This window comes from Corynebacterium diphtheriae (genome assembly GCF_001457455.1).
Classification (GTDB): Bacteria; Actinomycetota; Actinomycetes; order Mycobacteriales; family Mycobacteriaceae; genus Corynebacterium; species Corynebacterium diphtheriae.
This window is the reverse complement of sequence record NZ_LN831026.1, coordinates 1,811,773-1,828,027: the sequence shown is the minus strand read 5'-3', so window position 1 is coordinate 1,828,027 and position 16,255 is coordinate 1,811,773. Positions and strand designations below refer to the sequence as shown.

The 16,255-nt window shown below is 55.4% G+C and carries 14 protein-coding genes, 2 tRNA genes and 1 pseudogene; 11 read left to right on the top strand and 6 right to left on the bottom strand.

Annotation, left to right across the window (positions count from 1 at the left end; genetic code table 11):
• The first annotated feature begins 4 nt into the window (after positions 1 to 4).
• The gene (locus AT687_RS08755) at positions 5 to 625 is read left to right on the top strand and encodes a DUF8185 domain-containing protein (protein ID WP_014318080.1); all 621 of its coding nucleotides are present in this window, start codon (positions 5 to 7) and stop codon (positions 623 to 625) included.
• On the opposite strand, the gene AT687_RS08750 is transcribed toward AT687_RS08755, so the two are convergent.
• A complete protein-coding gene (locus AT687_RS08750) occupies positions 622 to 1,014 on the bottom strand; it encodes a globin (RefSeq protein WP_010935343.1) in 393 nt (130 codons plus the stop codon). The genes AT687_RS08755 and AT687_RS08750 overlap by 4 nt on opposite strands.
• A gap of 11 nt (positions 1,015 to 1,025) precedes the next feature.
• Positions 1,026 to 2,042: a mechanosensitive ion channel family protein gene (locus AT687_RS08745; RefSeq protein ID WP_003852488.1), complete on the bottom strand. Its 1,017-nt coding sequence runs from the start codon at positions 2,040 to 2,042 to the stop codon at positions 1,026 to 1,028.
• Between the two features lie 261 nt (positions 2,043 to 2,303).
• Here AT687_RS08745 and AT687_RS13125 point away from each other — a divergent pair.
• Positions 2,304 to 2,426, top strand: a pseudogene (locus AT687_RS13125) (PLP-dependent transferase); the annotation flags it as partial.
• Here AT687_RS13125 and pepN read toward each other — a convergent pair.
• Complete coding sequence (pepN, locus tag AT687_RS08735; protein ID WP_014319263.1) at positions 2,424 to 5,042, bottom strand: aminopeptidase N; 2,619 nt, start codon at positions 5,040 to 5,042, stop codon at positions 2,424 to 2,426. The pseudogene AT687_RS13125 and the gene pepN overlap by 3 nt on opposite strands.
• A 121-nt stretch (positions 5,043 to 5,163) precedes the next feature.
• Between pepN and AT687_RS08730 the strand changes: the two genes are divergently transcribed.
• Together AT687_RS08730 and AT687_RS08725 are read left to right on the top strand one after the other, a co-directional pair.
• A complete protein-coding gene (locus AT687_RS08730; RefSeq protein ID WP_014319262.1) occupies positions 5,164 to 5,784 on the top strand; it encodes a mycothiol-dependent nitroreductase Rv2466c family protein in 621 nt (206 codons plus the stop codon).
• A 31-nt stretch (positions 5,785 to 5,815) separates the two neighbouring features.
• On the top strand, positions 5,816 to 6,289 hold the full coding sequence (locus AT687_RS08725) for a ribose-5-phosphate isomerase (protein WP_003852484.1): 474 nt from the start codon (positions 5,816 to 5,818) through the stop codon (positions 6,287 to 6,289).
• 76 nt (positions 6,290 to 6,365) lie between these two features.
• Here AT687_RS08725 and AT687_RS08720 read toward each other — a convergent pair whose 3' ends face one another.
• Complete coding sequence (locus AT687_RS08720) at positions 6,366 to 7,148, bottom strand: hypothetical protein (RefSeq protein ID WP_014319261.1); 783 nt, start codon at positions 7,146 to 7,148, stop codon at positions 6,366 to 6,368.
• 146 nt (positions 7,149 to 7,294) lie between these two features.
• Entirely contained in the window at positions 7,295 to 7,531 is a 237-nt protein-coding gene (locus AT687_RS08715; RefSeq protein WP_003852480.1) for a hypothetical protein, read from the bottom strand.
• Between the two features lie 254 nt (positions 7,532 to 7,785).
• Between AT687_RS08715 and AT687_RS08710 the strand changes: the two genes are divergently transcribed.
• The 7 genes from AT687_RS08710 (at position 7,786) to clpX (ending at position 15,175) form a co-directional block, all read left to right on the top strand.
• Positions 7,786 to 7,860, top strand: a tRNA-Gly gene (locus AT687_RS08710).
• A gap of 340 nt (positions 7,861 to 8,200) precedes the next feature.
• Positions 8,201 to 8,274: transfer RNA gene (locus AT687_RS08705), tRNA-Pro, on the top strand.
• Between the two features lie 83 nt (positions 8,275 to 8,357).
• A complete protein-coding gene (tig, locus tag AT687_RS08700) occupies positions 8,358 to 9,704 on the top strand; it encodes a trigger factor (RefSeq protein ID WP_014319260.1) in 1,347 nt (448 codons plus the stop codon).
• Between the two features lie 165 nt (positions 9,705 to 9,869).
• The gene (locus tag AT687_RS08695; RefSeq protein ID WP_003852476.1) at positions 9,870 to 10,469 is read left to right on the top strand and encodes an ATP-dependent Clp protease proteolytic subunit; all 600 of its coding nucleotides are present in this window, start codon (positions 9,870 to 9,872) and stop codon (positions 10,467 to 10,469) included.
• A gap of 17 nt (positions 10,470 to 10,486) precedes the next feature.
• Positions 10,487 to 11,116, top strand: a complete 630-nt coding sequence (locus AT687_RS08690) for an ATP-dependent Clp protease proteolytic subunit (protein WP_014307190.1) — start codon at positions 10,487 to 10,489, stop codon at positions 11,114 to 11,116.
• Positions 11,117 to 11,210: 94 nt separating this feature from the next.
• On the top strand, positions 11,211 to 13,736 hold the full coding sequence (gene pabB, locus AT687_RS08685; RefSeq protein ID WP_014319259.1) for an aminodeoxychorismate synthase component I: 2,526 nt from the start codon (positions 11,211 to 11,213) through the stop codon (positions 13,734 to 13,736).
• A gap of 146 nt (positions 13,737 to 13,882) precedes the next feature.
• Positions 13,883 to 15,175 (top strand): ATP-dependent Clp protease ATP-binding subunit ClpX, encoded by a 1,293-nt coding sequence (gene clpX, locus AT687_RS08680; RefSeq protein WP_010935337.1) that lies wholly within the window; start codon positions 13,883 to 13,885, stop codon positions 15,173 to 15,175.
• Positions 15,176 to 15,210: 35 nt separating this feature from the next.
• Here clpX and AT687_RS08675 read toward each other — a convergent pair whose 3' ends face one another.
• The gene (locus AT687_RS08675) at positions 15,211 to 15,963 is read right to left on the bottom strand and encodes a TetR/AcrR family transcriptional regulator (RefSeq protein ID WP_010935336.1); all 753 of its coding nucleotides are present in this window, start codon (positions 15,961 to 15,963) and stop codon (positions 15,211 to 15,213) included.
• Between the last annotated feature and the right edge of the window lie 292 nt (positions 15,964 to 16,255).

Below are 16,255 nucleotides of genomic sequence, written 5' to 3'. Positions count from 1 at the left end.
TGCTATGAGTAATTCCTCGGTATCCCTGACAGTTCAGTCAGGACAGTCCGGTTTAACATCCCTGCTGCAACGCGCAGTGGGGCTCGACGCCTCCTCCTACGCGCGCCTGCAGCAAGTAGGGGAGGCCGTCAACGTTTTTGTGACCACACCCTTTGATGTGATTGCTTCTCGCCGAGTGTTGGGAACCTCCAGTAGCGACGGTGCCGTGCTGCGCAGCGCTGATCTCCTCGCCACAGGCAGTGGTCCTGCTGTGCCAGCGGGCTGGCCAGGTGCACTGCCCCCAGCTGAAGGCTTTGAGCTTGTCGACGAAATCCCCGTGGCCGTAGCTCGCCAACTCGCCGACCAAGGCCAAGCACTGGCAAAACAGTTCAGCAGCAGCCTTGGCCCGCCGGTGAGCTTACTCAATCAAACGGTGCTGACTGTCACAGGAAATAACATCTCGGTGGACATTCCTATGCGCATGATCTTTGCGTGTACCTCGTTGGGATTTATCCCCGGAATGAACGCACCGGAACGTATCCCACGCCACCTTCGGGTTTCCCAATCCAGGCGATGGACCCGCATCGATGCCCCCTTTGGCAGTGTGTATCGCAGCGAGGGGATCGGATTGCTCTTTCCAACTTAGGGGGCTTGGTTGATAAGCATCTGCGCCACGCGCTGCATGTGATCCCACATGGCGGCGCGGTGGGCTGGGGGAAGGGTTGCCTCGTCGATACTGTCCAAGGTGTCGGACATGATGTCGAGCCAGCGCTGAGCCTCGTTCATACCAATGGGGAAGTGTGCGTGGCGCATGCGTAGACGTGGATGTCCGCGGTTTTCAGAAAATGTCTGTGGCCCACCCCAGTATTGGGCGAGGAACCAGCGGAGGCGATCTTCGGCGCCTTCCCAATCATCGTCGGGGTACATGGGGCCGATGAGGTCGTCGTTACGCATGCGTTCGTAAAAACGGTGCACGATGAGGTGGAAGGTTTCTTCGCCACCAACAGACTCATAAAAAGACGCAGGGGTGTTCATGGTGGCTTATCCTATTCTTCGTCGTCGAGGCGGCGATAAGCGCCAATGCCTTCGGGGTAGGGGGTGTCAATGCCGTTGCGCTGCAGATCGGTAAGAATACGGGCGCGCATCTTACGCTCAATAAACCATTGTTGATCCGGCAAGGTAGTCACACGTGTCCGGATAACCATGTGGTCAAGTCCCACGGAGTTCACGCCGTCGACCACGGGGTCGTCGAGAAGTACATCGGCTACTTCTTGTAGCTGTGCTTCATCGGCCACGGACTTCTCAATCAAAGCAATCGCATCGGAGGCCTTCTCGTCCAAGGCGATGGGCACGTTGATGATCGCTACCGCATATTCTTGGCTGAAATTGCCCACGCGCAGGATCTCGCCGTTGCGCACGAACCACTGGGTGCCGTTGATATCACGCAAGGTGGTCAGGCGAAGGGATACGTCTTCGACCGTGCCTACGACATCACCCACGTCGATGGTGTCGCCCACACCGTATTGATCCTCAATGAGCATGAACACACCAGAAAGAAAGTCCTTGACCAGCGATTGTGCGCCAAAGCCCAACGCCACACCAACAACTCCGGCAGAAGCGATCAGGGGGGTAACATCCACGCCGATCAGCTTGAGAGTGCCAAGCGCAGCCCAGACCCACACAAAAATCGACACAGCGCTGCGGCCCACGGCGGCGAGGGTACGAATACGGGCTTGTCGACGCTGCTCCTGAGTGGCAGTGAGAGCCTCACTCGCGGCGTTGTTGCGCTTGCGCTTGATAATCGGGTTGGAGATCGCCAACCGAGGTTTGCGAATGTTGGCGTCGGCAGCCTTGGTAATCGCCTTGCGCAGCGCCCAGTTCAACACGATGGCCACAACGAGCGTCAAAGCAATTCTGATGGGGCGTTCAATCAACCAATCCTGAGCCATCGGGCTATGCAGCCACGACTCAGTGGAGTTGATCGCAGACTCCGTCTCATCTGACAACTTATTTTGGGCGAGAACCTGAAGCGGCCCACCCCCTGAGAAACCAAAATTATTCATCGGTTTCCACCGTATCGTAGAACACCAACACGCGGGGGTAACCACGGGTAAAAATGCAGGTAATTAGGGCATTGCTACTGTGCGGTTTATGGACGTGTGTGGTCAGGTAAGTTGAGCAACCTGCGATAAAAATGGACAGCTTGGTCTAGTGTGTTCACTCATATCTACGCCCACGACGAAAGCCATCAAGGAGGCCCCATGTCTGCTCACTCCGATTTACGCCTCAAAGAACTTCGCGGTGGATTCGAATACACCCGCTGTCAAGGCGGGGCAGGCGCCATCCCCTCAGCTTTCGACGCCTACCTCACCGCCCGCGGAATCAAAACGCTGGGAGGACGCATGGACCGCCACTGCGACCACCCCGCCGATGTCCAACACGCATTAAGCTGCGTCGATAGCGCGTAGTCGAACCGCACGCTCTTGGCCTGCAGCACCCTCGCTAATAATGCGGCGTGCTGCACCGGGCAGATCTGGATGCGCATCCAAGAACGCGTGCGCGCGTTCAACAGATTCTGCCGAGACATCCCACGACGGATAGATGCCCGTCACAGTAACAGCAGCAACCTCCGAGGACAACGCCTTCCACAGCGGCTCGACAAGCTCAAACACAGACTCAGAGAACTGCTCCAAATATGGAGCCGAACCCGCAAACTGCAAGCCCTCCAACTTGTGGCGCAGATACAAGTTAGACAACGTATTTGCAGGATCAGTGATCTGCGCGAAAATCTTAGCCTTTACGTCCTGGCTAGGCTGTGCTGCATATGCACGAAGCGCCGCCAAGTCGCCTGCAGAAGACTTATCCAACGCCAACAACTGCGCAATGCGCTGCTCAACCTCAGCTGCAGGAACATCACCACGGGCAATAAGGGCAGTCATAGCCCACCAGCGCAGATCCGAATCCACCACAACACCAGGTAGGGACGTAGAGCCCTGAGCAATAAGCGCAAACTCTGCCGCGGCCTCATCAGTCAGCTTCACCTTGGCCAGCGCCTGCACAAACGCCAACTGCGCATCCGAACCGGGCTCCAGCTCACGGGCAGCCTGCAGCATGGCATCTGCCAACAACGCAGAACCTTCCTGCTCAGCCCACTGCGGATCCACATAAGACGACAACGCCCGCGACGCCTGCATGAGTACACGCTCCAGCACCGCAATCTCTGTTTCCGCCTGCGCACCACGAGCGACCAACCGCACAAAATCACGCGCACGCATCGAACCGTCACGCGTCATCTCCCATGCCGCCGACCAGCACAACGTCCGCGCCATCGGATCCACAATCTTGTCAATGTTTTCCACAACAAAAGCCAACGACGCAGGATCCAACTGCATCAAGCAATAAGTCAGATCATCATCATTAACAATCACCAGATCAGCTGCAGGAACCCCCACCAGCTCCGGTACCTCAGTCAGGTCAGAATCAACATCAAGCTCCACGCGATGGGTACGCGTCGCGGAGCCGTCGATAAGCGAATATAAGCCCACAGCAATGCGATGCGTGCGCACCTCGCCCGCGCCGGGGGCCGCGCCCTCTTGAGCCACCGCAAAGCTGGAATAGGTGCCCTCGTTGACCTCAAAACGCGGGCTTAGCTTGTTCACACCCGTAGTCTTCAACCACTGCTGGGCCCACTGCGACAAATCGCGACCTGACGCCTTTTCAAAAGCACCCAACAAATCATCAAAGGTGGCATTGCCAAACGCATGGTTGGCAAAGTGCATACGCACACCAGCCAAAAATGCCTCACGGCCAACATAAGCCTGCAGCTGCTTAAGTACCGAAGAACCCTTGGCATAAGTAATACCGTCGAAGTTCTGCTCCACGATCTCAATATCGCTGGCATCGGTGGTAATCGGGTGCGTAGAAGGCAACTGATCCTGCTGATATGCCCAGGACTTCTCCACGTTGGCAAAAGTCACCCATGCGGTGGAATACTGTGTGGCTTCCGCCTGCGACAACGCTGCAGACCACGTGGCAAAGGACTCGTTGAGCCACAAATCACCCCACCACTTCATGGTCACAAGGTCACCAAACCACATGTGAGCCATCTCATGAAGAACCGTATCGCAACGACGCTCATAGCGATAACGAGTCACCTTCGAAGAAAACACATACTCATCGCGGAACGTCACCGCACCAGCATTTTCCATCGCGCCCATATTAAATTCCGGCACAAAAATCTGGTCATACTTGCCAAACGGATAAGCCACACCAAAATTGGCATGATAAAAATCAAAGCCCTGCTTCGTCTCAGTAAACAGCGTCTCCGCATCCAAATGCTCAGCCAAAGACCCGCGGCAATAAATAGCCATCGGAATCTCCAACTCATGAGGCTGATCCGCAGGAGTTTCAAGATGATGCTTAAGCTCACCGTGCCACGTATCGGTCACCTCGTGATAAGGGCCAGCACACAAGGCAATCAGATAGGTTGAAAGCTTGTAATCCACCGAGGACACATGTGTTGCCGCATCGCCATCAACGGTGATCTCGGAATAAGCATTCGTAATCACCTTCCAAGCCTTCGGCGCTACGATCTTAAAACCATAGGTTGCCTTAAGATCCGGCTGGTCAAAGCAGGCAAACATTCGCTTGGCATCGGCTGTCTCGAACTGGGTGTACAGATAAACCTCACCATCAGCAGGATCGACAAAGCGGTGCACACCTTGGCCGGTGTGAGAATACACACAAGTAGCGTCGATAATCAGCGTATGCGCGCCCACCGTGAGATTGTCGAGGGCGATACCGCGGGATTCGTCGTAACGCCCATCCTGCAACGGCACCGCGCTATCCGTAATATCGCGGCCATCCAACTCCACACGCGCAACCGACTCCGCACGAAGATCAATGAAGGTACTACCAGCATTGAGCACCTCAAACGACACCGTGGTCGTGGAAGGAAAAGTGCGCTCATCAGCAGTGAGATCCAGTGCAACATCATAATGGCCTACGCTCAGCACATGTGCGCGATGCTCAGCTTCCAACTGCGTGAGATTAATCGAAGACATACAACTCCTTGGAAATAAAAATATTCGCAGGTTACGGCTCTCCACGATACCGCGGGGAATAAACCCCTGGGGGTCAAAGCGTTGATAAGAAAAGAAACCCACGAGCACGAAGGAGATACGCATGGCTAACAACGTGACGTTCTGGTTCGATGTATCCTGCCCATTTTGCTGGATCACATCACGATGGATCAAAGAAGTAGAAAAAGTCCGCGACATATCCGTCACTTGGGTGCCCATGAGCCTATCCGTGCTTAACGACGGCCGCGACGAACTCCCGCAAGACTACAAAGACAAAATGAAAGCCAACTGGGGGCCAGCCCGCGTATTCGCAGCCGTAGCCACCGAACAACCCGATCGTGTCGACGCCCTCTACACCGCCATGGGCACCCGCATCCATAACCAAGGCGAAGGCGGCAAACAAGGCTACGCAGCCTACGACGCCATCATCGTCGACGCACTCGAAGACGTCGGCCTGCCCGCCTCCTACGCAGCAGTCGCCAACACCGACACCTGGGATAACGCCCTCGCCGCATTCCACGCCACCGCCATGGACGCAGTAGGAAACGACGTTGGAACCCCCGTAGTCAAACTCGGCGACACCGCATTTTTCGGCCCCGTACTCACCCGAATCCCGCGTGGCGAAGAAGCAGGAATGCTTTTCGACGCATCCTTCCAGCTGGCGGCCTATCCACACTTCTTCGAGATCAAACGCACCCGAACCGAAAGCCCCCAGTTCGACTAAAACTCAACCGCTATCGACTACACTTCCAGATATGCGCGTATACCTAGGAGCGGACCACGCAGGGTTCGATATGAAAAACATTATTGCCGACCACCTCAAAGCCAAAGGCCACGAGGTGATCGACTGCGGAGCTCACACATACGATGCTCTCGACGATTACCCCGCCTACTGCATCGAAGCAGCAAGCCGCGTAGTAAACGACCCAGGCTCATTGGGCATCGTTCTCGGCGGATCCGGCAACGGCGAGCAAATTGCCGCTAACAAGGTCAAAGGCGCTCGCTGCGCACTCGCATGGTCGGTTGAAACTGCCCGCCTCGCACGCGAACACAACAACGCACAGCTGATCGGCCTCGGCGGCCGCATGCACTCCGAAGAAGAAGCACTAGCAATTGTCGATGCCTTCCTCGACCAAGAGTGGAGCAAAGAAGAACGCCACCAGCGTCGCATCGACATCCTCTGCGAATACGAGCGCACCGGAATCGCACCTGTTATTCCAGAATCCTAAAAACCCGCTGACACCTTGAAGGGGTGTGCCGACCAGTTGGCCGGCACACCCCTTCAAGCATGTCAAAGACTATGAACTAGAAATCGAAATCAAAACCATCGAATCCATCAAAACCCCCGAGACCATCGCCCATATCACCGAAGTCACCTGCAGCATCTACATCACCTGCATCACCCGCGCCCTCTGCTGCAGCAAGGCCATCTTGGAAGCCGTCTCCATAACCAGACTCAAAAGCATGCGCGCTATAGCCCACACCAGACATGCCGTTAAAGAGGGAAGAAAACAATAGGACAGAACCTGCAGTCCACATACCCGAACGCATTGCACCAGCCCACCATGGCTCGGAATACCAACCAGCAGGAACCGGACGGCCGGCAACCATACCGCCTGGGTAGTAGTTAGGCGTTTGTGCAGTAGCAGTAGGGGAGGCAGTCACACTATGACCCTCGTGCTCAATGGTGCGCTGTTCCGTCACCTTGCCAGCGGCACGCTGGCCTTCCAGCGGAGGCAACTCAGGGCCAGCAGGAAGCCCCATGATCTCACGGGCAGCATTCACATAGTGCAAACCCTCCAAAGCTGACTCACGTGCCAACTCCGCCTGACGCACCGACTGAGCCTGACTAATCTGCGAGGATGCCGCATTGAAACGCTCCGATGCATCCGCCAACGCCTGCGTAGAGGCAGAATCCGTGCCGCTGAGCGAAAGAACCTGTGAACCCAGACGATCAATCCACCGCCGTGCCTCGGTAATAGCATCATCTAACTGAACGGCCTGCTGCTTTTGGCTCGAACCGCCGGATTTAGAAACCACAACAACAAGGCCACCGACAACGATGGCAACCAAAAGCAAAGCGATCATGATCGAATTCCTTATACCAATTGAGCAACTGACCGCGGCCGCATACATAAGCGGCCGCGCTGTTAACTATGTAAACGGTGCAGAACGCAGAAAGTTCCCCACGCGCCTCACCTAGGGGGTGTGCGTGGGGAACTTTATTGCATTATCTACTCGGAGGATTTCTTTTGTTGAGCGGCACTCTTAGCTTTCCGCTTCTCGACCCACTCTTTGACGTGGTCGGAATCCCACAGTGTCAAACCATGGAACTTAGTGACGGGCTCTGGTGCGCGCCCGCGTCCGGCGTAGCTTGTGAACGTACCTCGGGCGGTGCCGGAGAAGGCAGCGCATTCGACAGCTGTCCACAGCTCTCGACCTGTGTCAGAATCAATGATCTTCGGGTGCATGGGGTTATATAATATCTAACTAATTATTTCTGGTCTAAAAGTGCTGGTAGGGCGGCTTATTCAAACTTTTGTCATACCTAACGGGGTTAAAAAGTAGGGGTGAACTTGACTTCCCGCGCAAACAACATGCTAGCAATGTTGATTCACCTGAAATTTTTGGGGAGTCTCGGTTGGTGGGGCGGTGGTAAAACTGCCGATTTTGAAATTCCATACCCCTGTGCGCTAAGGTTGTTCGCACAGCAGTTAATGCCTGTGGGAATGTCGTATAGTGGCTAATACCTCAGCCTTCCAAGCTGAAGACGCGGGTTCGATTCCCGTCATTCCCTCCACTGCCGGCGCTTCTAGTTGAGATTCGATTCTTAGCTAGAAGCGCCGGTTTTTTTATTTTCGCCTCCTCGAACTCAAGACTTCGAAAACCGCAGGACGTGAAAATTGCACCCAAATGCCGACCTTGGATTTTTGAGGTCTTGAATTCGAGGAGGAGAAATGTCTCGCGAAATGAGAGCGATTGAGTGGTTGTCACGGTGCAGTGCACATTCTTGAACGGTTTAAAACCCCTCAAAAGTATGCTTGAGCTGGCGATTTTCTTTTTTCCGGTGGGTTATGTAAAGTTTCCCCTCGGACACGGAAGAGCCCACAAGGTTCTGAAGGTTCAACAGGAAAGAAAAACGGGACGTGGCGCAGTTTGGTAGCGCACCTGCTTTGGGAGCAGGGGGTCGCAGGTTCAAATCCTGTCGTCCCGACAAAAATCCCTCCACTTGAATATAGGTGGAGGGATTTTTCTAATTCAACTATCCCCTATAAAAAACGACCAGGAGAGTTACTCGTGAAGAGTTCCGTCGAAAAGCTGAGCGAGACCCGCGTTAAGCTCAATGTAGAGGTTCCTTTCGAGGAGCTAAAGCCAGAGATCGACCAGGCTTACAAGGCTTTGGCTCAGCAGATCACCATCCCTGGCTTCCGTCGCGGTAAGGCCCCACGCCAGCTTATCGACGCCCGCATCGGTCGCGGCGCAGTCCTCGAGCAGGTCATTAACGATATGCTGCCTACCCGCTACCAGCAGGTTGTGGAAGAAAACGAGCTTGTCGTTCTCGGCCAGCCACACATTGACATCACCAAGCTGGAAGACAACGAGGTTGTCGAGTTTACCGCTGAGGTTGATGTTCGCCCAGAGATCACCGTTCCTGATTTCTCCGCTTTCGCGGTTGAGGTTCCTGCTCTTAAGTCTAATGACGAGGCAATCGATGCGCAGATCGATAAGTTGCGTGAGCGTTTCGGTGAGCTGAAGGACACCAAGCGCAAGCTGAAGACTGACGACTTTGCCATCATCGATATCGAGACTGCTATCGATGGCGAGAAGCTGGAAGAGGCTACCACTGAGGGTATGTCCTACCAGGTTGGCGCTGGCGACCTCATCGATGGTCTGGACACCGCACTGCGTGGTCTTAAGGCCGGTGAGTCCGCTGAGTTCACCACCACCTTGAAGGCTGGCGAGCATGAGGGCAAGGAAGCTGCTGTTACCGTAACTGTTCAGCAGACCAAGGAGCGCAAGCTTCCTGAGCTCGACGAAGAGTTCGTTCAGACCGCTTCTGAGTTCGACACCGTCGAAGAGCTGCGCGAATCCATCGCAGAGCAGGTTGCTGAGCAGGCAAAGGCTGAGCAGGCTACCGCAATTCGCGACGAAGTTCTCAAGGCTGCCCTCGCAGAGGCAACCTTCGAGCTGCCAGAAGGTGTTGTCGAGGATCAGATCCACGCACAGCTGCACCAGCTTCTCAACCAGGTTGGCGGCGACGAGGCTGCCCTCAACGCTGCACTCGAGGCTCAGGGTACTTCCCGCGAGCAGTTCGATGCTGACAACCGCAAGAACTCCGAGGAAGCTGTTCGCACCCAGCTGTTCTTGGACGCTTTGGCAGAGCAGGAGCAGCCAGAGGTTTCTCAGCAGGAGCTGACCGACCACATTCTGTTCACCGCTCAGTCCTACGGTATGGACCCTAACCAGTTCATCACCCAGCTGCAGCAGTCCGGTCAGATCGGCAACCTGTTCTCCGACGTTCGTCGCGGCAAGGCACTGGCAGCAGCTATCTGCCGTGTTTCCGTGAAGGACGACGAGGGCAACGCTGTTGACCCAAGCGAGTACTTCGGTGAGGAAGAAGAGTCCGCAGAGGATTCTGAGTAATTTCTTCATTGTGAAAGGCCCAGCCTCGGCTGGGCCTTTTGCGTACACTGCAGGGCTTCGACGCTGAGAGCGAACAGAGAAGCTATGTGGAACAAACGGCAGGTACCCTAGGGTTGCATTTGTTATAAAGATCGTGAGCAAGTCTAATGAAAAAGGAGCACGGGAATGACTGACCAGATTCGCATGGCGCAGGCAAGTGCCGGAATGAATTTGAGCGATTCGGTATATGAGCGCCTATTGCGTGAGCGCATTATTTTCCTAGGCACCCAAGTGGATGACGAGATCGCTAATAAGCTGTGTGCACAGATCTTGCTGCTCTCGGCAGAAGATCCTACGCGCGATATCTCGCTGTACATTAACTCCCCAGGTGGCTCCGTTACCGCAGGTATGGCTATTTACGACACTATGAAGTACTCGCCGTGCGATATTGCTACCTACGGCATGGGTTTGGCTGCGTCGATGGGCCAGTTCTTGCTTTCTGGCGGTACCAAGGGCAAGCGATTCGCATTGCCACACGCTCGCATTATGATGCACCAGCCGTCGGCAGGCGTGGGTGGCACCGCCGCTGACATCGCTATTCAGGCTGAGCAGTTCGCGCAGACGAAGCGTGAGATGGCTGAGCTTATTGCCGAGCACACCGGTCAGTCGTTTGAGCAGATCACTAAGGATTCTGACCGTGACCGCTGGTTTACTGCACAGCAGGCAAAGGAATACGGAATCGTAGACCACGTTATTGAGTCCGCGCAGGGCCCGCTTTCTAACTAGGCAGGAGTAACACCGATATGAATAACAACGGAATGCAGATGCCACAGGCTCGCTACGTACTGCCATCGTTTATTGAGCAGTCCGCGTATGGCACTAAAGAAACAAACCCTTATGCCAAGTTGTTCGAGGAGCGCATTATTTTCCTCGGTACCCAGGTGGATGACACCTCGGCAAACGACATCATGGCGCAGTTGTTGGTGCTCGAGGGCCTCGACCCTGACCGCGACATCACCATGTACATCAACTCCCCAGGTGGCTCCTTTACCTCGTTGATGGCGATTTACGACACGATGCAGTACGTGCGTCCCGACGTTCGCACTGTCTGCCTTGGCCAAGCAGCATCCGCAGCGGCTGTGCTGCTTGCCGCAGGAGCACCAGGCAAGCGCGCCTGCCTGCCTAACTCTCGTGTGCTGATTCACCAGCCAGCAACCCAAGGTACCCAAGGGCAGGTTTCGGATCTGGAGATCCAAGCAAAGGAAATCGAGCGCATGCGTACCTTGATGGAGCAAACGCTGGCACGCCACACCGGCCGCAGCGCTGATCAGGTGCGTATCGACACCGACCGTGACAAGATCCTCACCGCTGAGGAAGCTGTGGAATACGGCATCGTGGACCAGGTCTTCGATTACCGCAAGCTCAACGGCTAACGGCTAAGCTCTCATCCCCAGACCCCGCAGGAACCCCCGTGCGTGTCTGGGGATTTTTGCGTCGATAGGGTGGCACAAGGAACAATCGGGGGTTATGCAACGCGCGCATATTTTGGTGGTGGATAACTTCGATTCCTTCACCTACAACATCGTCGACTACCTCCACCGCTGCGGGGCCCGCACCCACGTGGTCACCAACAACGTATCCCCAGAGGACATTGATCTAGACCGCTACCACGGAATAGTCATCTCACCAGGTCCAGGGCATCCCAGCGTGGCAGAAGACGTCGGCATAAGCGCGTGGGTATTACAAACAGCACAGTGCCCAGTGCTGGGCGTGTGCTTAGGTATGCAGCTGATGGTCACAAGCGAAGGGGGCTGCGTTGATCGTGCGCCGGAGGCTGTCCACGGACGCGTAGATACCTTAAATATTGTTGCCGCCGATGAGCTTTTTGCTGGTCTACCTCAGACGTTTTCGATCGTCCGCTATCATTCGCTCGCCGCGATCACAGTACCACCCAGTATGGAAGTCACATCCTCTAATCCCGAGGGGATTGTGATGTCGATACGTCATCGCAGCCGCCCATGGTGGGGAGTGCAGTTTCATCCGGAATCGATCGCCGGCGATTTCGGTGTGGAGATCATTGACCGCTTCGTTGACCTATGTACACCGCAGTATCGCACCGATGAAGTGGAGCTTTGCTGCAGCCCTGTGGAGCTTTTCCATGCGTTGGGCGGCAGGGGAGCACTGCTGGAATTTGAAGGCACGGCTATCATTGCGATTCCGAGTGGGCAGGTAGCGCACCACATTGAGGAGCTGGAAGTTTCTGGTATTTCGGTGGCCCCGGAGGCATGGGCGCCGCCGGGTTGGTACGGCTACATTGGCTACGAGGCTAACGACGCTACCTTTGGCACTGCGGTCCATGCGCCAAAGCCGGCGGAAGTTCCCACGACTGCCATGATGTATTGCACGGAAGTTATTGCGATCCGTGGGGATCGTGCCCAAATCACCGCGCCGAGTTCGCGCTGGGGCCGGTTACGGGATGCGGTCGTGGCGGCGTCGAAAAGCGTGCCCACGGTGCCGAGTTTCAACCCGACTGGTATCGGGCGGTTGCACGTACGCGACTCCCGAGAACGCTACATGGCTACGATCGAGCGAATCCAAGAAGCGATTCGAGCCGGCGAAACATATGAAGTCTGCCTGACCACCGAACTATTTGCCGAAGTACACGGTGAGGTTCATCCGGCGGCAATGTATCAAGCGCTGAGCACCGCAGTACCTGCGCCTATGCGTTCGCTGGTTGTCACCGATGATGTAGCAGTGATTTCCGCGTCACCAGAACGATTTATCACCATGAACGACCGCATGGTGTCGTCCTCACCGATCAAAGGAACCAGAAAACGCAGCGCCGACCGCGAAGAAGACCGCGCCTTGGCCGACGATCTGCGCACCAACCCCAAAGACCGCGCCGAAAACCTCATGATCGTCGACCTCGTGCGCAACGACCTCGCCCGCGTCTGCGAATCAGGCAGCGTCCGCGTGCCAGAACTATGTGCACTGCACAGCTTTACCACCGTGCACCAGCTGATTTCTACCGTCGAAGGGCAACTTCGCCCCACCAGCATGCCTATCGACGTCCTACGCGCCACCTTCCCAGGCGGTTCAATGACTGGGGCGCCCAAACACCGCACCATGCACCTCATCACCGAGCTCGAAGGCAAACAACGCGGGGTTTACTCCGGATGCATTGGTTATATCGGCGACGATCTCCGCACCGATCTTGCTATGGTCATCCGCACCGTCGTGCTCACACCCACCACCTTGAGCTATGGGGTAGGAGGTGCCATCATCGCGCTTTCAGACTCCGCCGAAGAATGGGCAGAAATCACCACAAAATCCCGGGTGCTTCTCGACCTACTCGGGCAAGATTTCCCACAATCGCTCATCATCGATTCTTTCCTCGTCAACGACGGGAAAACCCGCGGACTCAAACTGCACCTCGACCGCTTCCGCACCGCCTGCCTAGAACACGGCTATGCCCACCACGAGCAACTCGACGCCTTTTTCGCAGAGGCCCTCAGAAGCATCCCCGCCACAGGGCAGTGGTTCCCGCGCCTTGAAGCCACACCCACCGAACTACGTATCGCGCTTCGGCCCGCCCCTCAGCTACGCGGCACCACAACGCTGACCTCGGTGGCGGCAGTACGCCCCACCCCGAAGTACAAAGGCCTCGACCTCGACTACCTCGCCGAACTGCGGGGCAGTACCACTACTGACGACGTCCTCTTGGTCACCCCAGCCGGTGTGATTGCCGAAACCACCACAGCCGCCATCATCGCCTGGGACGGCACCAAGTGGATGAGCATGGCCCCAGCCCGATTGGAATCTGTAACCGAATCCCTACTGATCAACAGCGCTCGCGCCCAAGGCGAAATGGTAGTTACTGCAGCCTTGACAGTGCCCGAGGCACAGAAACTCAACCTGTGGGCGGTGAACTCCCTCCACGGCGTGACCCCCGTGACGCACATTGATGAGGTAGCACTTCCCAACAATCCCCAGCGCAGTGCGTTGCTACGCGGATGGTTGTCACAATCTGAGGAGAATATCGCCCAAGTATGACAGTCGGGCGCCCACTTAGTTTGACGCACCCAGTAGAGTATTGAGGTGTTTGGTAATGAAGGAAACTGCAATTACCATCGAACTTCCTCTTTACGGGAATGCCGTAGAGAACGCACCCCTTAAGAATTGAGAGACTCCTACCTCTTATGACACGTATGCAAGAAAGCGCTGATCTCCTCAAATGTTCTTTCTGCGGGAAGAGCCAAAAACAGGTGAAGAAGCTCATCGCCGGTGGCGGCGTGTACATCTGCGATGAATGCATCGAGCTGTGCAATGAGATCATCGAAGAGGAGCTCAACTCGTCGGCAGCAGAAGCCAAAGATAACGGTGACCGCCTGCCTCGACCTTCACAGATTTCCGCCTTCTTGGACAAGTACGTGATCGGTCAAGATGATGCCAAGCGCATCCTCTCGGTGGCTGTGTACAACCACTACAAGCGGGTGCGTGCTGAGGAATCACGCACGACGCACAAGCGTGCCTCGGAGGAAGAAACCGAACTCCAAAAATCCAACATTCTCATGTTGGGACCCACCGGATCCGGTAAGACCTACCTCGCCCAAACTCTTGCGCGGCTTCTCGACGTCCCCTTCGCGATCGCCGATGCCACCTCACTGACCGAAGCCGGTTACGTGGGCGAAGACGTAGAAAACATTTTGCTCAAACTCCTGCAGGCAGCAGACTTTGATGTTCAGCGCGCCCAGCGTGGCATCATCTATGTCGACGAGGTAGATAAGATTTCCCGTAAATCGGATAACCCATCGATTACTCGCGATGTGTCCGGCGAAGGCGTCCAGCAAGCACTGCTGAAAATCCTCGAAGGTACCGTGGCCTCTATCCCGCCTCAGGGTGGGCGTAAGCACCCCAACCAGGACTTTATTCAGCTCGATACTTCCAACATCTTGTTCATTGTGGCCGGTGCATTTGCAGGTCTAGAAAAAGTGATCGAAGAACGTCGCGGCAAAAAGGGTATTGGCTTCGGCGCTGAGTTGACCACAAAAGCAGACACCGATGCAGTCGATGTGTTCCGCGATGTTCTACCCGAAGACTTGGTCAAATTCGGGTTGATCCCAGAATTTATTGGTCGTCTTCCCATCGTGGCTACCGTCAACAACTTGGACCAAGCTTCCCTTGTTAAGGTGCTGACCGAGCCACGAAACTCACTGGTCAAGCAATATCAACGACTATTTGATATGGATCGCGTAGATCTAGAATTTGATCCCGAGGCACTGCAAGCCATCGCCGATCTGGCCATCGACCGTGGTACGGGTGCGCGTGGACTTCGCGCGATCATGGAAGAACTCCTAGTGCCAGTGATGTATGACATCCCTGACCGTGAGGATGTCGCAGTGGTGCGTATCAACGAGGCCGCAGTTCGAGGGCTGCAGGAACCCGAGATGATCTTGCACAGCCAGAAAGACGAAGAGGAGAAGACAGCCTAAGGCTATCTTCTCCTCAACAGGGGGAAAGAATTTTTTTAAGAGAAGGGGTCGGCAGCTACTTCGTAGGAGCCCTCCTCATCCACGTGTTCAGTGACAGTGCTGAGCAACGGGCGGCTGAGGTAGCTATCCTCATCAGCGCTCTTTAAATTAGACGTCAAAAACGCCAGCACCGTATCGACTGCCATACGACGCATACCGTCGGTGTTATCGCCATTCATCATGTCAATGCCGTAGAGGTTCAGCGTGGTCGATCGAGAATTGATACGGAACACTGCGATCGATGCAATCAGGGTAAAAACATCTTGTGCGGAAATGCCTGGGCGGAATGCGCCGGCATCTTGGCCGAGCATCAGCAGACGATCGAGCTGTAGCGTAATAGCTGATTGGTCAGACAGTGGGCTGGCCTCTGCCACTTTGCCGTAGTGGTGTAGGTTTTCCATCTGCAGCATCCGCACAGCTTCTGGGTGCTGAACGTAGCGGTGGAATACTGCCTCGACGATGGTGCGTACACCCTCGACGGGCACAGCGCTGGCCAGATACATTTCCTCGGCGGTAGGGCGCAGGCGTCGTACTGCTTCTTCCAAGCAGCAGATGTACAGGCCTCGTTTGTCGCCGAAGTGGTAGTGGATCATGCGCTTAGACATGCCCGATTTTTTAGCAATTGCTTCTAGCTTGGCGTCCGAGAATCCGAGCTCAGAAAATAGGGAGAGTGCGATGTCAAGGACGGTGTCGGTGGAGACTTCCGTTGGGTCGTCTGCGACTGAGTCATGGGTCGAAGATTCGTTCACGTTCTGCTCCTTGTGCGACCTGGGGATGAGGCAGATGAACGTTGATCTGTCTCTTAAAAAATTCTTTTCTCTGCTTCACTACAAAAGTCCGTGCTTTTGTTGTGTGAAAAGCAACGAACCTCACTGGTTAAGATAGCCGAAAGTGGTTCCTTGTAGGAGATACGCGACCATAGGGGTGGATTCTGAGGATAATTCGGGGGTATTAAGGAGTCGATTCCTAGGGTGGATGTACGGGTTGGGGTGGTTCGTGTGGGTTCGGGGTGGTAGGCAATTGTGTTGATTTATGTGAGTT